16 protein-coding genes are annotated in these 14,780 nt (G+C 37.2%); 10 read left to right on the top strand and 6 right to left on the bottom strand.

Going from position 1 to position 14,780, the window contains the following annotated elements; genetic code table 11:
- Nucleotides 1–46: 46 nt before the first annotated feature.
- Nucleotides 47–832, top strand: a complete 786-nt coding sequence (locus tag AAC084_RS14050) for a universal stress protein (protein ID WP_339840846.1) — start codon at nucleotides 47–49, stop codon at nucleotides 830–832.
- Nucleotides 833–867: 35 nt separating this feature from the next.
- Complete coding sequence (locus AAC084_RS14045; protein WP_339840845.1) at nucleotides 868–1,299, top strand: hypothetical protein; 432 nt, start codon at nucleotides 868–870, stop codon at nucleotides 1,297–1,299.
- Between the two features lie 106 nt (nucleotides 1,300–1,405).
- On the opposite strand, the gene glk is transcribed toward AAC084_RS14045, so the two are convergent.
- From glk to ppsA, 6 genes are all read right to left on the bottom strand, one after another.
- Nucleotides 1,406–2,479: a glucokinase gene (gene glk / locus AAC084_RS14040; protein ID WP_339840843.1), complete on the bottom strand. Its 1,074-nt coding sequence runs from the start codon at nucleotides 2,477–2,479 to the stop codon at nucleotides 1,406–1,408.
- 11 nt (nucleotides 2,480–2,490) lie between these two features.
- The gene (locus AAC084_RS14035; RefSeq protein ID WP_339840842.1) at nucleotides 2,491–3,537 is read right to left on the bottom strand and encodes a class I fructose-bisphosphate aldolase; all 1,047 of its coding nucleotides are present in this window, start codon (nucleotides 3,535–3,537) and stop codon (nucleotides 2,491–2,493) included.
- Nucleotides 3,538–3,547: 10 nt separating this feature from the next.
- Nucleotides 3,548–4,501 (bottom strand): 1-phosphofructokinase family hexose kinase, encoded by a 954-nt coding sequence (locus tag AAC084_RS14030; protein WP_339840841.1) that lies wholly within the window; start codon nucleotides 4,499–4,501, stop codon nucleotides 3,548–3,550.
- Between the two features lie 26 nt (nucleotides 4,502–4,527).
- A complete protein-coding gene (locus AAC084_RS14025; protein WP_339840840.1) occupies nucleotides 4,528–5,217 on the bottom strand; it encodes a 2,3-bisphosphoglycerate-dependent phosphoglycerate mutase in 690 nt (229 codons plus the stop codon).
- Between the two features lie 7 nt (nucleotides 5,218–5,224).
- A complete protein-coding gene (locus tag AAC084_RS14020) occupies nucleotides 5,225–6,214 on the bottom strand; it encodes a 2-hydroxyacid dehydrogenase (protein ID WP_339840838.1) in 990 nt (329 codons plus the stop codon).
- A gap of 103 nt (nucleotides 6,215–6,317) precedes the next feature.
- Nucleotides 6,318–8,726 carry a phosphoenolpyruvate synthase gene (gene ppsA, locus AAC084_RS14015; RefSeq protein ID WP_339840837.1) on the bottom strand — a complete coding sequence of 803 codons (2,409 nt, stop codon included), beginning with the start codon at nucleotides 8,724–8,726 and terminating at the stop codon, nucleotides 6,318–6,320.
- Between the two features lie 175 nt (nucleotides 8,727–8,901).
- Here ppsA and atpD point away from each other — a divergent pair, with 175 nt between their 5' ends.
- From atpD to AAC084_RS13975, 8 genes are all read left to right on the top strand, one after another.
- Nucleotides 8,902–10,395, top strand: a complete 1,494-nt coding sequence (gene atpD, locus AAC084_RS14010) for a F0F1 ATP synthase subunit beta (protein WP_339840836.1) — start codon at nucleotides 8,902–8,904, stop codon at nucleotides 10,393–10,395.
- A 17-nt stretch (nucleotides 10,396–10,412) separates the two neighbouring features.
- A complete protein-coding gene (locus AAC084_RS14005) occupies nucleotides 10,413–10,802 on the top strand; it encodes a F0F1 ATP synthase subunit epsilon (RefSeq protein ID WP_339840835.1) in 390 nt (129 codons plus the stop codon).
- A complete protein-coding gene (locus AAC084_RS14000) occupies nucleotides 10,799–11,131 on the top strand; it encodes an AtpZ/AtpI family protein (RefSeq protein ID WP_339840834.1) in 333 nt (110 codons plus the stop codon). The genes AAC084_RS14005 and AAC084_RS14000 overlap by 4 nt, the downstream gene beginning before the upstream one ends.
- Nucleotides 11,124–11,426 (top strand): ATP synthase subunit I, encoded by a 303-nt coding sequence (locus AAC084_RS13995; protein WP_339840833.1) that lies wholly within the window; start codon nucleotides 11,124–11,126, stop codon nucleotides 11,424–11,426. The genes AAC084_RS14000 and AAC084_RS13995 overlap by 8 nt, the downstream gene beginning before the upstream one ends.
- Before the next feature lies 1 nt (nucleotide 11,427).
- A complete protein-coding gene (locus tag AAC084_RS13990) occupies nucleotides 11,428–12,141 on the top strand; it encodes a F0F1 ATP synthase subunit A (protein ID WP_339840832.1) in 714 nt (237 codons plus the stop codon).
- 63 nt (nucleotides 12,142–12,204) lie between these two features.
- Entirely contained in the window at nucleotides 12,205–12,471 is a 267-nt protein-coding gene (locus AAC084_RS13985; RefSeq protein ID WP_165748493.1) for a F0F1 ATP synthase subunit C, read from the top strand.
- A 10-nt stretch (nucleotides 12,472–12,481) separates the two neighbouring features.
- On the top strand, nucleotides 12,482–13,231 hold the full coding sequence (locus AAC084_RS13980) for a hypothetical protein (RefSeq protein WP_339840831.1): 750 nt from the start codon (nucleotides 12,482–12,484) through the stop codon (nucleotides 13,229–13,231).
- A 13-nt stretch (nucleotides 13,232–13,244) separates the two neighbouring features.
- Complete coding sequence (locus AAC084_RS13975) at nucleotides 13,245–14,774, top strand: alternate F1F0 ATPase, F1 subunit alpha (protein WP_339840830.1); 1,530 nt, start codon at nucleotides 13,245–13,247, stop codon at nucleotides 14,772–14,774.
- Nucleotides 14,775–14,780: the final 6 nt, after the last annotated feature.

The following is a 14,780-nucleotide window of genomic DNA, read 5'->3' as shown; positions in this document are numbered from 1 at the left end:
ATTTTAATTATATGGCTGCTAAAAGCTATTTATAAAGACACACGCTATGGATAAAATTTCAACAATATTGGTGCCGTTCGATTTTACGGATGCATCAAAAAGAGCATTAGAATATGCTATAGCTTTCGTAGGTAGGCTAGATCATATAAAAATTGTATTAGCTTATGTTTCAGGAAACTGTAATCTTCAACTGTTACCGGAAAATTTCGAAAAGTTAGAGAAAGAATATCATGGTCTTTTACAGCATAAACTAGAGTGGGAAATTCAAGATGGAACACTTATAAAGACCTTACTTGAAATTAGAAAAAAAGAAAAGGTAAATCTTATTATAATGGGTACGTCAGGGGCAGATGAAAAAGGAAGTAACCAACATACAAATACTGCAAATCTTGTTTCAAAAAGTAAATGTCCAGTGTTAGTGATTCCTCCTAATTATAAAGAGTATAATCTAGCCAAAATTGCTTTAGTTATTGGTAGGGAAGAGATTGATGATACCAAAAAGTTGGAAACACTTTTAATAATAGCTCGCAAGTGCAATGCAAAAGTACATATGTTAACTGTTGAGAATCAGCCAGGCCTATATGGTTATAGTAAAGAGGAAGAGAAAAATGAGAATGCCATTGAATATTACCTTGAGACATTTTATAAAGAGCGTGCATTTATTAAAAATGAAGATGTTATAGATGGTATAAATACTTATGCAATTAAAAATGATATAGATCTTGTGACCATTTTACCTAGAAATCATGCCGATCATAGTAAGTCTACAGAGAACGAGCTTACACAAATGTTAATCTTAAACTCTAAAGTGCCAGTACTTGTTTTAGAGTAGCCTTAAATAAATATTTTTTATAAATAATAGGGGACATGGAAAATTTCAGAAGTAGGCCTAAGGGTAATTTTATTGAGAATGGAAACTGGCAAGAACTATATGTTTTGACAGAACATTGGAAATCTGACCTTTTATTTTATAAAGATGACCTTAAATTCTTGCGCCATTTAGAGGATAAATATTTTTTATGGATAACGGCACAGGTTAATTTGGAGAATATACGAAGAGCAGGCGAAAATATTCTTAAAGATACAAGAGATTGTGATGATTTATTAAAGCGTGTTGATAAGCATTTGTCAGATCTATCAGTAATAATTGATAAGTCTGAAAATCAAGATCAAAAAGCATTTAGGGAAGAACATAAAGAACTAGAAGAAGACATTGCTCAATTTGTCGAGAATACTAGGAAAAATAGAAGACAACTCTTCAAAGTCATTGAATATGATGTTGAAGTCGATAAGTTATAATTTCAGGTAAGTATAATACAAGTATTGATGCTTATTAAAAGACAATAGGTCTTGAATTACTATGATTCAAGACCTATTGTCTTTTTTAATTCAAATAGCTTCGGCTTTAATCAATTAACATTGCAGCATAATAAGCTGCCCCTAATAAGGCTGTGTTATCATTGAGAATAACGTTTACAGGGACCATTTGTAAAAGCGAGTTCAAACGCCCAGACTGCATAAAGTTATCGGTAAATACATCACGGTTCATTCCTTTAATAATTTTTGGCATAATACCACCACCAATATAAATACCCCCGGTTGCCTTAAACTTCAAAGCAAGTTGTGCAGTTTCGATGGCTAAAAACCGAACAAATAAATCTAAAGTTTCTCTACAAACTATATCTGAACCTTCTAATGCAGTTTTGGTAATAACAGCAGCAGGATCTTCTTTGGCCATTTTAGCTTTAAAATCGTCGGTTTCTTTTTCGCCACTAACATTTCTTATTAGTTGATAAGTATCTCGTATCCCTTGTCCTGACAATAAACGTTCCCAACTTACATGGCCATATTTTTGCTGAAAGTATTTCCAGATTTCAAAGTCAAAATCGTTTCTAGGGCTAAAGTCACAATGACCTCCTTCTGTGGCAAACGGGTGATATGCTGAACCATCCCAATACATACCAGCTTCTCCCAAGCCTGTGCCAGGTGAAATAATTACGGCATTACCTTCAATTTTTGAACCATATTTTAAGGGGTCTAAATCTTTTTCATCAATTGCGGCCAAGCCATAGGCATTAGCTTGCATGTCATTTATCAAAAAAATGGATTTAAGATGAAGGGCTTTAATAAGTTCTTCTGTATCAATAACCCAAGGAAAATTAGTACCGTGAACTTTTCCTTTAGTAATGGGGCCAGCCACACCAAAACATATACTATCTATCTTGGTCATTTCTTCTATTTCAAAATCTTTTATGATTTCAAGTAAGGAGGTATAATCTTTTGTTTTGTAGGAGTTTTGTTTGACTAGTAAAAGGTGGCCATTCTTGAATTCGAAAAGCGCAAGATTTGTTTTAGTTCCTCCTACATCACCTGCGAGTACATGCCCATCTTTGTGACCTAATTTTTTTTTGGAACCCACTGCCAAAGGAATTAATGGCTCATGAGCTATAGGGAATGAAAGTCCTGCTGTCATTTTCATAATCTTTTCTTTTAAGCTATTGTAATTGAAGGGTCCAAATAAATATCTTGAATAAGGTTTAATAGTTTAATACCTTCTTTCATAGGTCTTTGGAAAGCCTTTCTACCTGTAATTAATCCCATGCCACCAGCTCTTTTGTTGATTACAGCAGTACGTGCTGCTGCAGAAAAATCATCATCTCCTGAAGCCCCACCTGAATTTATAAGTCCAGCTCTTCCCATATAGCAATTTGCGACTTGGTATCTGGTCAGATCAATAGGATGGTCGGTAGTAAGCTTGCTATAGACAAGATCACTAGTTTTTCCGAAATTTTCTAGGGCAAGAAAACCGCCATTATTACTAGGTTGTTTTTGTTTTATTATATCGGCTTCGATAGTTACCCCAAGGTGATTGGCTTGCCCGGTCAAATCGGCACTAACAGAATAGTCTTTATCCTTTTTAAATGCATCATTACGAAGGTAACACCAAAGAACTGTTGCCATGCCCAATTCATGTGCGCGTTTAAATGCTTTACTTGTCTCCCGTATTTGTCTATCAGATTCTGGAGAGCCAAAGTAAATGGTGGCTCCTACAGCTACCGCACCCATATTCCAAGCCTGTTCTACTTGTGCAAAATAGATTTGATCAAAAGTGTTTGGATACGATAGTAATTCATTATGGTTTAATTTCACCAAAAAAGGAATTTTATGAGCGTATTTTCTAGAAACTGACCCGAGTACCCCTAGTGTTGATGCAACGGCATTACACCCACCTTCGATGGCAAGTTTTACAATATTCTCAGGGTCAAAATATTCGGGGTTTGGTGCAAAACTTGCACCTGCTGAATGTTCTACTCCTTGATCTACGGGTAACAGCGAAAGATGGCCTGTGCCTGAAAGTCTTCCGTGGTTAAATAGTTGTTGTAGACTTCCTAAAACTCGGTTAGATCTATCAGATGAAGCCATAATCCGATCCGTAAAATCAGGACCTGGTAAGTGAATTTTATCTTTGGAAATGGTTCTACATTCATGATCTAGCAAATATGAAGTTTCTTCTTTTAAATATTTTTCAAGTTCCATTGCTTGTTTTTTATTTTGTTTCTAAAATGGACTTTTGTTTTTTTATCCAATCGTAAAGTTTGTCTGCATCTTCTTTAATACAGAGTTGCGTGCCATGGTGCATTGTGGCCGCTGTTCCGCATGCCACGCCGTAACTAACCATGTCACTTAATGATCTTCCCCATATAAGGCTCATGACCATACCGGCTACCATACTATCGCCTGCACCAATCGTGCTTTTTTGGTGTACTACAGGAGCAGGTACTTGCACTATTTCTTTTTTAGTAGCGAGTAAAGCACCTTTTGGCCCCAAAGAGACAACAAGAATTTCGCAATCATGATTCTCTAAAAATTGGGTTGCCAATGATTTCAAGTCTAATTCGGTTATGGAGTTAGTCTCACACAATACACCTAATTCTGCCAAGTTAGGTTTTAGCATATAAATTTTTGATTGAGCGGCTTTCATAAGTGCTTCACCTGAGGTATCAAGTATAAACAGGGCTTCTTTCTTTTCAGCTACTAGGCTTACTTTTACATAAAAATCGTCTGGTATATTGGGAGGTAATTTTCCACTAGCTACCAGATAATCTCCTTTTTGAAGTTGAAGTTCTAATTGTTTAAGTGCGTTTTGCCATTCTGCCTCTTTTACAACTGGCCCTGGCATTCCAAATCGGTATTGTTGATTTGTACTCGTATCAGTTACCGCAAGGTTTTCACGTGTCCATCCCTCAATTGGGGTTACAGATTGGTCTATATGTTGCTCATCTAAAAGTTGTTTTAAATACGTACCCGAAGGACCTCCGGCAAAGTAGCTGCAAAGTGATGAACCACCTAGTTTATGAACGGCTCTAGATACGTTTATTCCACCACCACCGGCATCAAATGTCGGTTCGGTACACCGTAATTTGGTGTCAGCGGCAATCCTATCTACAGTGGTACTCTTATCAACTGCTGGGTTTACGGTAAGTGTTATTATACGAGCCATTTCTAAAGTTTTTAGGTGTTTTCGGCCTATTTTAATTGGTAATGTTCTACAACGTTCAATTTGTCATCAAACTCATACAAATGTGGAATGCCTGTAGCTACTTCTACATTAGCAATGTCGTCAATTGAAATATGTTCTAAGTACTCTATAAGTGCTCGTAATGAATTTCCGTGTGCAGATATTAATACGGTCTTTCCTTTGGCAAGTTCTGGAGCAATAGCTTCAAAAAAGTAATTTACTACTCTTTTTGAAGTATCTTTTAATGATTCTGCCAAAGGTAACACAGAGGTTTCTATAGCTTTATAGTTAGAATCATATTCAGGATTTCGTTTATCATATATTGTTAGACTAGGGGGTGGGGTATCATAACCTCTTCGAACACTTAAAAAATATTCTTCTCCTACCTCTTTTAATACTTCATCTTTATTCTTTCCTTGCCAATCACCATAATGTCTTTCGTTCAACTTCCAGCTATACTTGCAGTCTACGTGCATCATCTCTGCGGTCTCTAATAAAATCCACGCTGTTCTAATGGCTCTTTTTAAATAAGAGGAAAAACAAATATCAATATCAATAAGATTTGATTTGATAAGTTCTCCGGCTTTTTTTGCCTCATCCATTCCTTCCGGTGCCAAATCAATATCCGTCCATCCTGTAAAAACATTTTTTACGTTCCATAGACTTTTACCATGCCTGACCAATATTAATTTCCCCATACTTGACTTATTTTATTTCGTTATCACAAGTATCTCCTTTTTCCATACATTCCAGATTGTTAAAGGTAATTTGTGAAATATTATTTAGGGCGGTATCTGTCAAAAATGCCTGGTGGCTACTGATCAATACATTTCTAAGTGTCATTAAACGCGCCATAGAATCATCTTGAAGGATATCTTCGGAATGGTCTTCAAAATAGAGTCCCTTTTCCTCCTCATAAACATCCATCCCGAAGTAACCTATTTGACCAGATTTAAGCGCATTTATAACATCTGTAGTTTTTACTAATCCACCGCGGCCAGCATTAATCAACATAACTCCTTTTTTCATTTCTGCAATTCTAGCCTCATCAATAAGATGATGTGTCTTTGCATTTAGAGGCGCATGTAAGGTGATGATATCAGATTGCTTACACAAAGTATCTAAATCGGTGTAAGTGGCTTCATATTTTTCTACCAACGATTTGTCTTCAACTATGTCATAAAGCAATAGTTTGCAACCGAACCCGTGTAAAATCTTAGCTACTACACGACCAATTTTACCTATGCCTATGATACCCACCGTTTTGCCATTCATATCAAAACCAACCAGACCGTTCAACGAAAAATTCATTTCCATAATCCGGTAATGGGTCCTGACCAATTTTCGGTTAAGAGCAAGCATGACACCTACTGTAAACTCGGCAATGGCATAGGGCGAATATTCGGGTACCCGCGCCATACGGATACCCAATTTTTTTGCATGCGCCACATCTATATTATTAAAACCGGCCGAACGCAAGGCTACATACTTTACGCCAAGTTCGTGTAACCTATCTAAGATTGGGGCAGATGCATTGTCTTCTGTAAAAATGCATATAGCATCACAGCCTTTGGCCAAGTCTACCGTATCCAAAGTCAGGTAAGTGTCTAACATTTTAAGGGTATGCTTGTCATTATTAGCACTTTGTAAATAATCTTTTTCCCAATTATGAACGTTGAATATTGCTATTTTCATTTTTAATTTCTAAAGTGTTATCAATTAAATTGAAGCTAACAAAATAGCAGTAGCCTTGGTCAATTTTAATATGATTTTGAACGTTTATGTATCGATTCTCTTATTAATTGCTGCTTTCTGCCATACCAAATGTGGCCTTATTTTTTTCGGCTTTATTAATGTTTTTAATACCTGAAATCAATGCATCAGGATTAAAGGATACGGAGTTGATGCCTTTCTCTACAAGAAATTGGGCAAACTCAGGATAATCACTTGGTGCCTGGCCACAAAGTCCAATTTTAGTGTTGGTCTTATGAGCGGATTCAATGACCATTGCAATCATTTTTTTAACTCCTATATCATTGATGTCAAAGATGTCACTCAACAATTCAGAATCTCTATCTACACCTAAGGTTAATTGTGTTAAATCGTTTGAGCCAATTGAAAATCCGTCAAAGAATTCAGCAAATTGTTCTGCTAGAATAATGTTATTAGGTATTTCGGTCATCATATAAAGTTGAAGTCCATTTTCACCTCGTTTCAAGCCGTTTTTTTCTAAAACTTCTATAATCTTAGCAGCTTCTTTTAGTGTACGGCAGAATGGAATCATAACTTTTACGTTGGTCAACCCCATAGTTTCCCGTACTCTTTTGATTGCTTTACATTCTAATGCAAAAGCTTCTTGGTATTTAGGATTGTAGTATCTAGAAGCGCCCCTAAAACCTAGCATTGGGTTTGATTCTACGGGTTCAAACTCGGTACCGCCTATTAAGCTGGCATATTCGTTGGTTTTAAAATCACTGGTACGAACGATAACGTCTTTTGGATAAAAGGCTGCGGCTATAGTACCAATACCTTCAGCAAGTTTGTGTACAAAATAATCTGACTTGTCAGGGTAGTGATGTGTTAATTTTTGAATTTTATCCTTAACCGCTTGATCTTTCAACGTATCAAAATGCTTCAAAGCCATAGGGTGAATTTGAATGGCATTGTTGATGACAAACTCCATTCTCATCAATCCAACGCCTTCAGAAGGGTAGAAAGAGAATTTAAATGCTTGATCTGGATCTGCCAGAATGAGCATAGGTTGCGTTTTTGGTTTTGCAAGGGTTGAAAGGTCCACTTCGGTTTCGTTCCATTCCAAAAGACCATCGTAAACAACACCTGTATCGCCATCTGCGCAAGAAATGGTGATTTCTTGTCCGTCTTTAATTACTTGTGTAGCGTTGTTGCTGCCTACTATTGCAGCTGCACCTACTTCACGGGCAACGATTGCCGCGTGACTAGTTCGGCCCCCTTGGTCGGTAATAATACCTGCTGCTTTTTTAAGAATAGGGTCCCAATCTGGACTTGTACGTTCAGTAACCAATATTTCACCTGCTTGCAGTTTGTCAGATTCTTCTGGGCTATGTAAAATACGTGCTTTACCAGATGCTATTTTGTTGCCCAAGCCCATTCCGTGGGTAATTTCCTTCCCTTTTTTTAATAGCTTATAGGTATTTATTTTTAGCTTATTTTTCTTGGCGTTCTGTACGGTTTCAGGTCTTGCTTGAACAATAAAGAGCTCATTCGTTTGTCCGTCTTTTGCCCATTCAATATCCATAGGGCGTTCGTAATGATCTTCAATAATCAATGACCATTGAGCCAGTTTTATAACCTCTGCATCTGTCAGTACAAATTGTTCTTGTTTCTCTTTGGGAGTATCAAGGTTAACTATACCGCTTCCTGATTTATCATAGACCATGGTTTTTTCTTTGCTCCCCAAACGTCTAGATACAATTGGCTGCTCAACACCATTTTTTAAGCTGGGTTTAAAGACAAAATAATCATCTGGATTAATGCTGCCCTGTACTATATTCTCTCCAAGACCATATATGCTAGAGACCATTACAACTTGATCGAAACCTGTATCAGGATCTAAGGTGAAGTTTACCCCAGAAGCTGCTAAATCTGAACGTACCATCATTTGTATACCAATGGAGAGTGCTACTTTGGTATGGTCAAAACCGTTGTCTTCCCTATATTTAATTGCACGATCTGTAAATAGCGATGCATAACATCTTTTACAAGCGTCAATAAGTTCATCTTTCCCTTTTACGTTCAAATAACTTTCTTGTTGGCCTGCAAAACTGGCGGTTGGTAAATCTTCTGCGGTAGCGCTACTTCGTACCGCTAATGAAATATCGCCTTTATATTTTTTGGATAGTGCGTCGTAACCCTCTCTAATGGAATCTTGAATATCTTCAGGTATTTCTGTTTCTAGAATAGTATTTCTAACAGCAGCTCCAATTTCCTTTAAATTTGAAAATTCTTTGGTATCCAATTTTGCCAAAAGGCTGAAAATCTCATCCTGTATATGCACTTCTTGTAAAAAATGCCAGTACGCTTCGGCCGTAGTTGCAAAGCCATCAGGAATCTGGACTCCCTTAGAGGTTAGATTTTGAAACATTTCTCCTAATGAAGCATTTTTTCCTCCTACAACTGGTACATCGTTAATATCAATTTCGTTAAAATGACGTATGTAATTTTTCATTGCTATATGTTTAAAAGGCCGTTCCCGACCAAGATATCAGATTACGAATCTCCGATGTTTCCTTGCCAACGGAAATGACCTAGGTCATAAAAGAAAAAAAATTACCATGACCTAGGTCATTCCCATTGGTACCCCAACGCAATACTTTTACTACTTCATTTACAAGAACAGTAGTATGGCAACGACCTTAAAATCTAATTACGGTAATTTAAATAAGGGTAAAGTGGTTGCCGTACGTGGAAGTGTGGTAGATATTTGGTTCGATAAGAATCTACCATCAATTAATACCTTAATACACACAGGGCCTGACAATGCCATTGCTATTGAAGTTTTATCACAATTAGATGACCATAGGATTAGAGGTATAGCCTTAACTCCAACTCAGGGATTGGCTAGGGGTATGATAGCCGAAACAGATGGAGGAGAGTTATCCGTTCCTATAGGCAAAGAGATAATGGGTCGCATGTTCGATGTCTTTGGGAATACTATTGATCATGGAGATGCGTTACCCGAAATGAAACGAAATAGTGTGCACCAATTGCCGCCACCGTTGTCAAAACGATCTACAAAATCTGAAATTTTTGAAACCGGAATAAAGGCTATTGATGTTATGATTCCTTTACAGCATGGTGGTAATGCAGGGTTGTTTGGTGGTGCGGGTGTTGGTAAAACCGTGTTGCTTACTGAGATGATTCATAATATGGTAGGATACCACCAAGGTGTAAGTATGTTTTGCGGTATTGGTGAACGTTGCCGCGAAGGGCATGAGTTATACCATGATATGAAAAAGGCAGATGTATTGAAAGATATGGTGATGATGTTTGGGCAAATGAATGAACCGCCCGGAGCACGTTTTAGGGTAGGGCATGCTGCTTTAACTATGGCCGAATATTTTAGGGACGAGGAGCACCGCGATGTGCTTTTGCTTATTGATAATGTGTTTCGTTTTATTCAAGCAGGAATGGAAGTTTCTGGTCTTATGGGGCAAATGCCATCAAGATTAGGTTATCAACCAACTTTAGGTACCGAACTTTCAAAATTAGAAGAGCGTATTGCCAATACAGATACAGGGGCAATTACCAGTATACAGGCAGTTTATGTTCCTGCAGATGATCTTACGGATCCTGCTGCGGTACATACATTTTCTCACCTCTCGGCATCAATAACTTTATCTAGAAAAAGAGCTGGTGAGGGACTTTTTCCAGCAATAGATCTATTGCAATCAAGTTCCAAAATGGCAACACCAGGGGTTATTGGCGAACGCCACTATCATCTTCTACAAAAAATAAAGCAAACATTGGCTCAATATGAAGAGCTAAAAGATATCATAGCTATGTTAGGTTTAGAACAGCTTTCTGTAGCGGATCGCGCTATTGTAAACCGAGCTAGACGCTTAGAACGATTTTTTACACAACCTTTCTTTACCACAGAACAGTTTAGCGGTCTTAAGGGGAAAGGAGTAAAACTAGAAGAAGCTCTTGACGGTTGCGAACGTATTCTTAAAGATGAATTTAAAGATTTACCGGAGAGTGCTTTCTATATGGTGGGTACTATTGATGAAGCCATAGAAAAATCTAAAAAAGAACCGAAGAAAAAGGAAAAGACAGCAGAAAATAAACCTGACAAAGAGAATGCAAGCACTACTGATAAAGTGGTGGCTAAAGTCTAAACTTAAAACTAAAAGTAATGGAACTACATATTTTACTTCCGTTTAAGATATTCTTAAAAATTTCTGGGGTGTTGCGTATTGTAGTAGATACCAATGCCGGTTCGTATGGGTTTTTGCCCCATAGGTTAGATTGTGTAGCTGCGCTGGTCCCTGGTATTTTGACTTATGAGACGAAGGAAGGTCAAGAATACTTTGTAGCCATGGACGAAGGTATACTAACAAAGAGGGACGGTTTTGTAGAAATATCTGTTCGCAATGCAATTGCAGGGGCAGATTTAGGAAAACTTAGAAGTGCGGTAGAAAGCCAGTTTATAGATTTAGATGAAGAAGAAAGAGATGTGAGAAAGGCTGTTGCCAAATTAGAAAGTGAATTTATTCACGGTATTAAAAAACTTCGTCAATCATGAGTAAAAACACCGATGATAAGATAAGGGAAAAAGGCTTTTTAGAAGAAGTTGATAATAAAGAAAAGCAAATGTTATCTGCCAGGAATGAAGAGAAAAGAAGCGAATGGAGAGGCTTTGGAACTTTTGGAATGGTGGGTTGGTCTGTTGCAGTACCAACCGTATTAGGTGCTGTTTTGGGGGTATGGTTAGATCGTAGATATCCGCAGACTTTTTCTTGGACACTAACCTTATTGCTAGCGGGTCTATTTGTTGGCTGTGCGCTTGCTTGGCAGTGGATAGACAAAGAAAATAAATCAATGCACGAACATAAAAATAAAAAAGATGAATGATTTACTTATGACTTTATTGGTACTGTTGGGCGGCTCTTGCTTAGGACTCATGTTTTTTGGAGGACTTTGGTTTACTTCAAAGAAAATGCTTGATTCAAAAAATCCTGCGCTTTGGTATATAGGGAGTTTGTTTATACGAGTAGGCACTACGCTATTGGGCTTTTATTATATGGGTCAACATAATTTAAAGTATATGTTGATTTGTCTTTTGGGCTTTATAATAGCTCGGTTTATTGTGATTCGTATGACCAAAACCAAAGAGATGAGACCAATAGAACTAGAAAAAGAGTATTAAGATGGAACTAAGTCCTGACGAAACGATTTTTTGGCAAAATGGCTTTATAACCATCAACCTTACATTGGTTACCACTTGGGTATTAATGTTTGTATTGGTACTTGTGTCCGTTTTGGTAACGAGAAAACTGCGAACAGATTTAAAGATCTCTAGGTGGCAGTGTATTTTAGAAATGCTCGTAACCGGTATGAACCAACAGATAAAAGAAGTTGGATTAAAGAAATCAGAAAAATTTCTTGGTTTTATAGGAACCTTGTTCATTTTTATTGCTTTTGCAAATTTGTGTATCATTTTTCCTGGTTATGAACCTCCTACAAGTTCATTATCTACAACAGCAGCTTTGGCGCTATGTGTTTTTCTGGCAACGCCTATTTTCGGCATTGCAGAAAATGGTGTTCTTCAATATTTAAAAACATTTATAGAGCCCACATTCATTATGCTACCTTTTAATATAATCAGTGAAATTTCGCGAACGTTGGCATTGGCAGTTCGTCTGTTTGGTAATATTATGAGTGGTGGGCTAATTGTAACTATTCTCTTAAGTATAGCACCATTGTTCTTTCCGGTGTTAATGACCGTATTGGGACTTATTACGGGAATTATACAGGCTTATATATTTAGCATTTTAGCAACGGTTTATATAGCTGCTGCAACAGAAGAAGCAGATAAGAAGCAGGTGAATCATAAAAATTTAGTGGTAGCAGATACTAAATAGGTAAAAAGGAAATCTCAATTCAAAATTTAAACTAAAACTGATATAAAAATAAAATTTAATACTATGGATAATACTACAATAATAGCAATGGTGTCAATCATTACTGCCGGGTTAACAACAGGAATTGGCTGTATGATTCCGGCTCTTGGTCAAGGTAAATCTATTTCAACTGCTTTAAGCTCTATGGCTCAACAACCAGACGCAAGCCAGACAGTTACGCGTACGCTGTTTGTTGGTCTGGCGATGTTGGAATCATTGGCAATTTATTGTTTTGTGATTTCAATGATTTTAATTTTTGCTAATCCTTTCTGGAACCATTTCATCGCATAATAATTTAAATATGAAAATAGACTGGTTTACTGTAATAGCACAGATCATCAATTTTTTGGTGTTAATGTGGTTATTGAAACGTTTTCTTTATCAACCCATTTTATCGGCTATAGATGAACGGGAAACGAATATAAAGAAGCAACTTTTGGATGCTGAATCTCAGAAAAAAGAGGCAGACCAAGCTAAAGATGAATTCATCCATAAAAACGAAATTTTCGATAAAAAAAAGGATGAATTAATGCAAAAGGCTGCGTCAGAAGCTAAAGAGGAAGGTGATACGCTAAAAGAAAATGCAAGAAAAGAAGCCAATGAGCTCAAGGATAAATTAGAAAAAGCGTTTACCGAGGATCAAGCTACCAAAAATGATAACGTAGCTAAAAGGTTAAAGGATGAAGTTCTTGACATTGCAAGAAAAACATTAAAAGACCTTTCATCTGTTAGTTTAGAGCAACAAACTGTTGAGGTTTTTATACAAAGAATAAATGAACTAAAGGCTGATGAGAAATCAAAATTCTCAGAAGCTTTAAAAGGAGGAAAACCCATATTGGTACAAAGTGCTTTTGCCTTATCTGCCAATCAACATAGTTCAATACAAAAAACGATAAGTGAGTTATTGAAAACTGAAAATGCGTTTGAATTTAAAATTAATCCGGAACTAATCAACGGTATTGAAATTTTAACCAATGGGTACAAATTATCTTGGAGTGTTACAGACTATTTAGGTTCGTTTGAAGAAGATGTTGAATTAGCAACCAAATAAAAATTGAAATGAAATGGGCGCAACAGACTACAAAAGTTTATTGAACGATACATTTGATGAGCTTGCCAAAAATAGAACGAATCATGAGTTTAAACTGGCGCCAAAAGAAGTGGGTCGTGTTACCAGTGTTTCATCTGGTGTGGTCAAAGTATCAGGTTTGCCCAATGTAGGGTATGAGGAGTTATTAAAATTTCCTGGTAATTTGTATGGCATCGCTTTCAGTATTGAAGAAGAGGAAATTGGTGTTATTCTTTTAGGTGAAGATTCAGATTTAAATGCGGGTGACCTCGTAGAACGCACCAATCGCGTAATGGATGTTCCCGTGGGTAAAGCGCTTCTTGGAAGGGTCATTGGTCCATTGGGTCAACCTATGGATGAAAAAGGAGCTATTTCTTATGAGAAAAGATATCCCATAGAAAGGAGTGCAACACCTATTATGGATCGTTCTGGGGTTAGCATTCCTTTGCAAACAGGCATTAAGGTTATAGATGCACTTATTCCAATAGGTCGTGGACAACGAGAACTAATTTTAGGCGATCGTCAAACTGGTAAAACTGCTATTGCGTTAGATACTATCGTAAATCAAAAAGATAAAGATGTTATCTGTATTTACTGTGCTATTGGGCAACGTGCTTCTGCGCTAGCTAAGGTAGTTGCAGATTTAAAAGAAAACGGGGCAATGGCATATACCATTGTTATGGTAACAGAAGGAAATAATTCACCAGGTTTGCAATACATTGCTCCATACGCGGCAACCAGTATAGCGGAGTATTTCATGGAAATGGGCAAAGACGTACTCATCGTATATGATGATTTAACAAACCATGCCAGGGCATATCGTGAGCTTTCCCTTTTATTGAAAAGACCACCAGGGCGTGAGGCATTTCCCGGAGATATTTTTTATATACATAGTAGATTACTGGAACGCTCTACTCATTTGAGTGAAGAACTTGGGGGCGGGTCATTAACCGCTCTTCCCATAATTGAAACGGAGGCACAGAACATTTCAGCTTATATTCCTACCAATTTAATATCTATTACCGATGGACAGATTTATCTGTCTCCCAAACAATTTGAACTTGGAATTTTACCTGCGGTTGAGGTGGGTAAATCGGTTTCTCGGGTTGGGGGAAAGGCACAATTACCAGCGTACAGAATTATTACGGGCGATTTAAAACTTGGGTTTTCACAATTTGAAGAATTGGAAACCTTTGCACGTTTTGGCTCTCATTTAGATGAAGAAACAAAAAATGTTATTGAACACGGTAAACGTATTCGCGAGATTCTTAAACAGAATGAACTACAACCGTTATCCGTAGCAGAACAGATAGGGGTACTTCTAACGTTGACCCAAGGTCTTTTTGATACTATTTCAATAGAAAATATGCGCGAAGCAGAAAAGGCGGTCATAAGAAGTATTGCCACGTTACCACAAGCTATTCAAAAAAGTCTGTATTCTGATAAAGGGTTAGATGATGCAGGCAGAGAAAGTATGTTGGCAGCTACAAAAGCTGCACTAAAGGAATTTCAAAAGGCAGGGTAACAACCA

Origin of the sequence: uncultured Maribacter sp., assembly GCF_963977385.1 — a bacterium.
Classification (GTDB): domain Bacteria; phylum Bacteroidota; class Bacteroidia; order Flavobacteriales; family Flavobacteriaceae; genus Maribacter.
Note: the sequence above shows the minus strand (reverse complement) of the source record. Positions and strands in the feature narration are given on the sequence as shown.

Coding starts and splice junctions, on each gene's coding strand:
- AAC084_RS14050 (WP_339840846.1), top strand. CDS start 47: ATGGATAAAATTTCAACAATATTGGTGCCGTTCGATTTTACGGATGCA.
- AAC084_RS14045 (WP_339840845.1), top strand. CDS start 868: ATGGAAAATTTCAGAAGTAGGCCTAAGGGTAATTTTATTGAGAATGGA.
- glk (WP_339840843.1), bottom strand. CDS start 2,479: ATGAAAATGACAGCAGGACTTTCATTCCCTATAGCTCATGAGCCATTA.
- AAC084_RS14035 (WP_339840842.1), bottom strand. CDS start 3,537: ATGGAACTTGAAAAATATTTAAAAGAAGAAACTTCATATTTGCTAGAT.
- AAC084_RS14030 (WP_339840841.1), bottom strand. CDS start 4,501: ATGGCTCGTATAATAACACTTACCGTAAACCCAGCAGTTGATAAGAGT.
- AAC084_RS14025 (WP_339840840.1), bottom strand. CDS start 5,217: ATGGGGAAATTAATATTGGTCAGGCATGGTAAAAGTCTATGGAACGTA.
- AAC084_RS14020 (WP_339840838.1), bottom strand. CDS start 6,214: ATGAAAATAGCAATATTCAACGTTCATAATTGGGAAAAAGATTATTTA.
- ppsA (WP_339840837.1), bottom strand. CDS start 8,726: ATGAAAAATTACATACGTCATTTTAACGAAATTGATATTAACGATGTA.
- atpD (WP_339840836.1), top strand. CDS start 8,902: ATGGCAACGACCTTAAAATCTAATTACGGTAATTTAAATAAGGGTAAA.
- AAC084_RS14005 (WP_339840835.1), top strand. CDS start 10,413: ATGGAACTACATATTTTACTTCCGTTTAAGATATTCTTAAAAATTTCT.
- AAC084_RS14000 (WP_339840834.1), top strand. CDS start 10,799: ATGAGTAAAAACACCGATGATAAGATAAGGGAAAAAGGCTTTTTAGAA.
- AAC084_RS13995 (WP_339840833.1), top strand. CDS start 11,124: ATGAATGATTTACTTATGACTTTATTGGTACTGTTGGGCGGCTCTTGC.
- AAC084_RS13990 (WP_339840832.1), top strand. CDS start 11,428: ATGGAACTAAGTCCTGACGAAACGATTTTTTGGCAAAATGGCTTTATA.
- AAC084_RS13985 (WP_165748493.1), top strand. CDS start 12,205: ATGGATAATACTACAATAATAGCAATGGTGTCAATCATTACTGCCGGG.
- AAC084_RS13980 (WP_339840831.1), top strand. CDS start 12,482: ATGAAAATAGACTGGTTTACTGTAATAGCACAGATCATCAATTTTTTG.
- AAC084_RS13975 (WP_339840830.1), top strand. CDS start 13,245: ATGGGCGCAACAGACTACAAAAGTTTATTGAACGATACATTTGATGAG.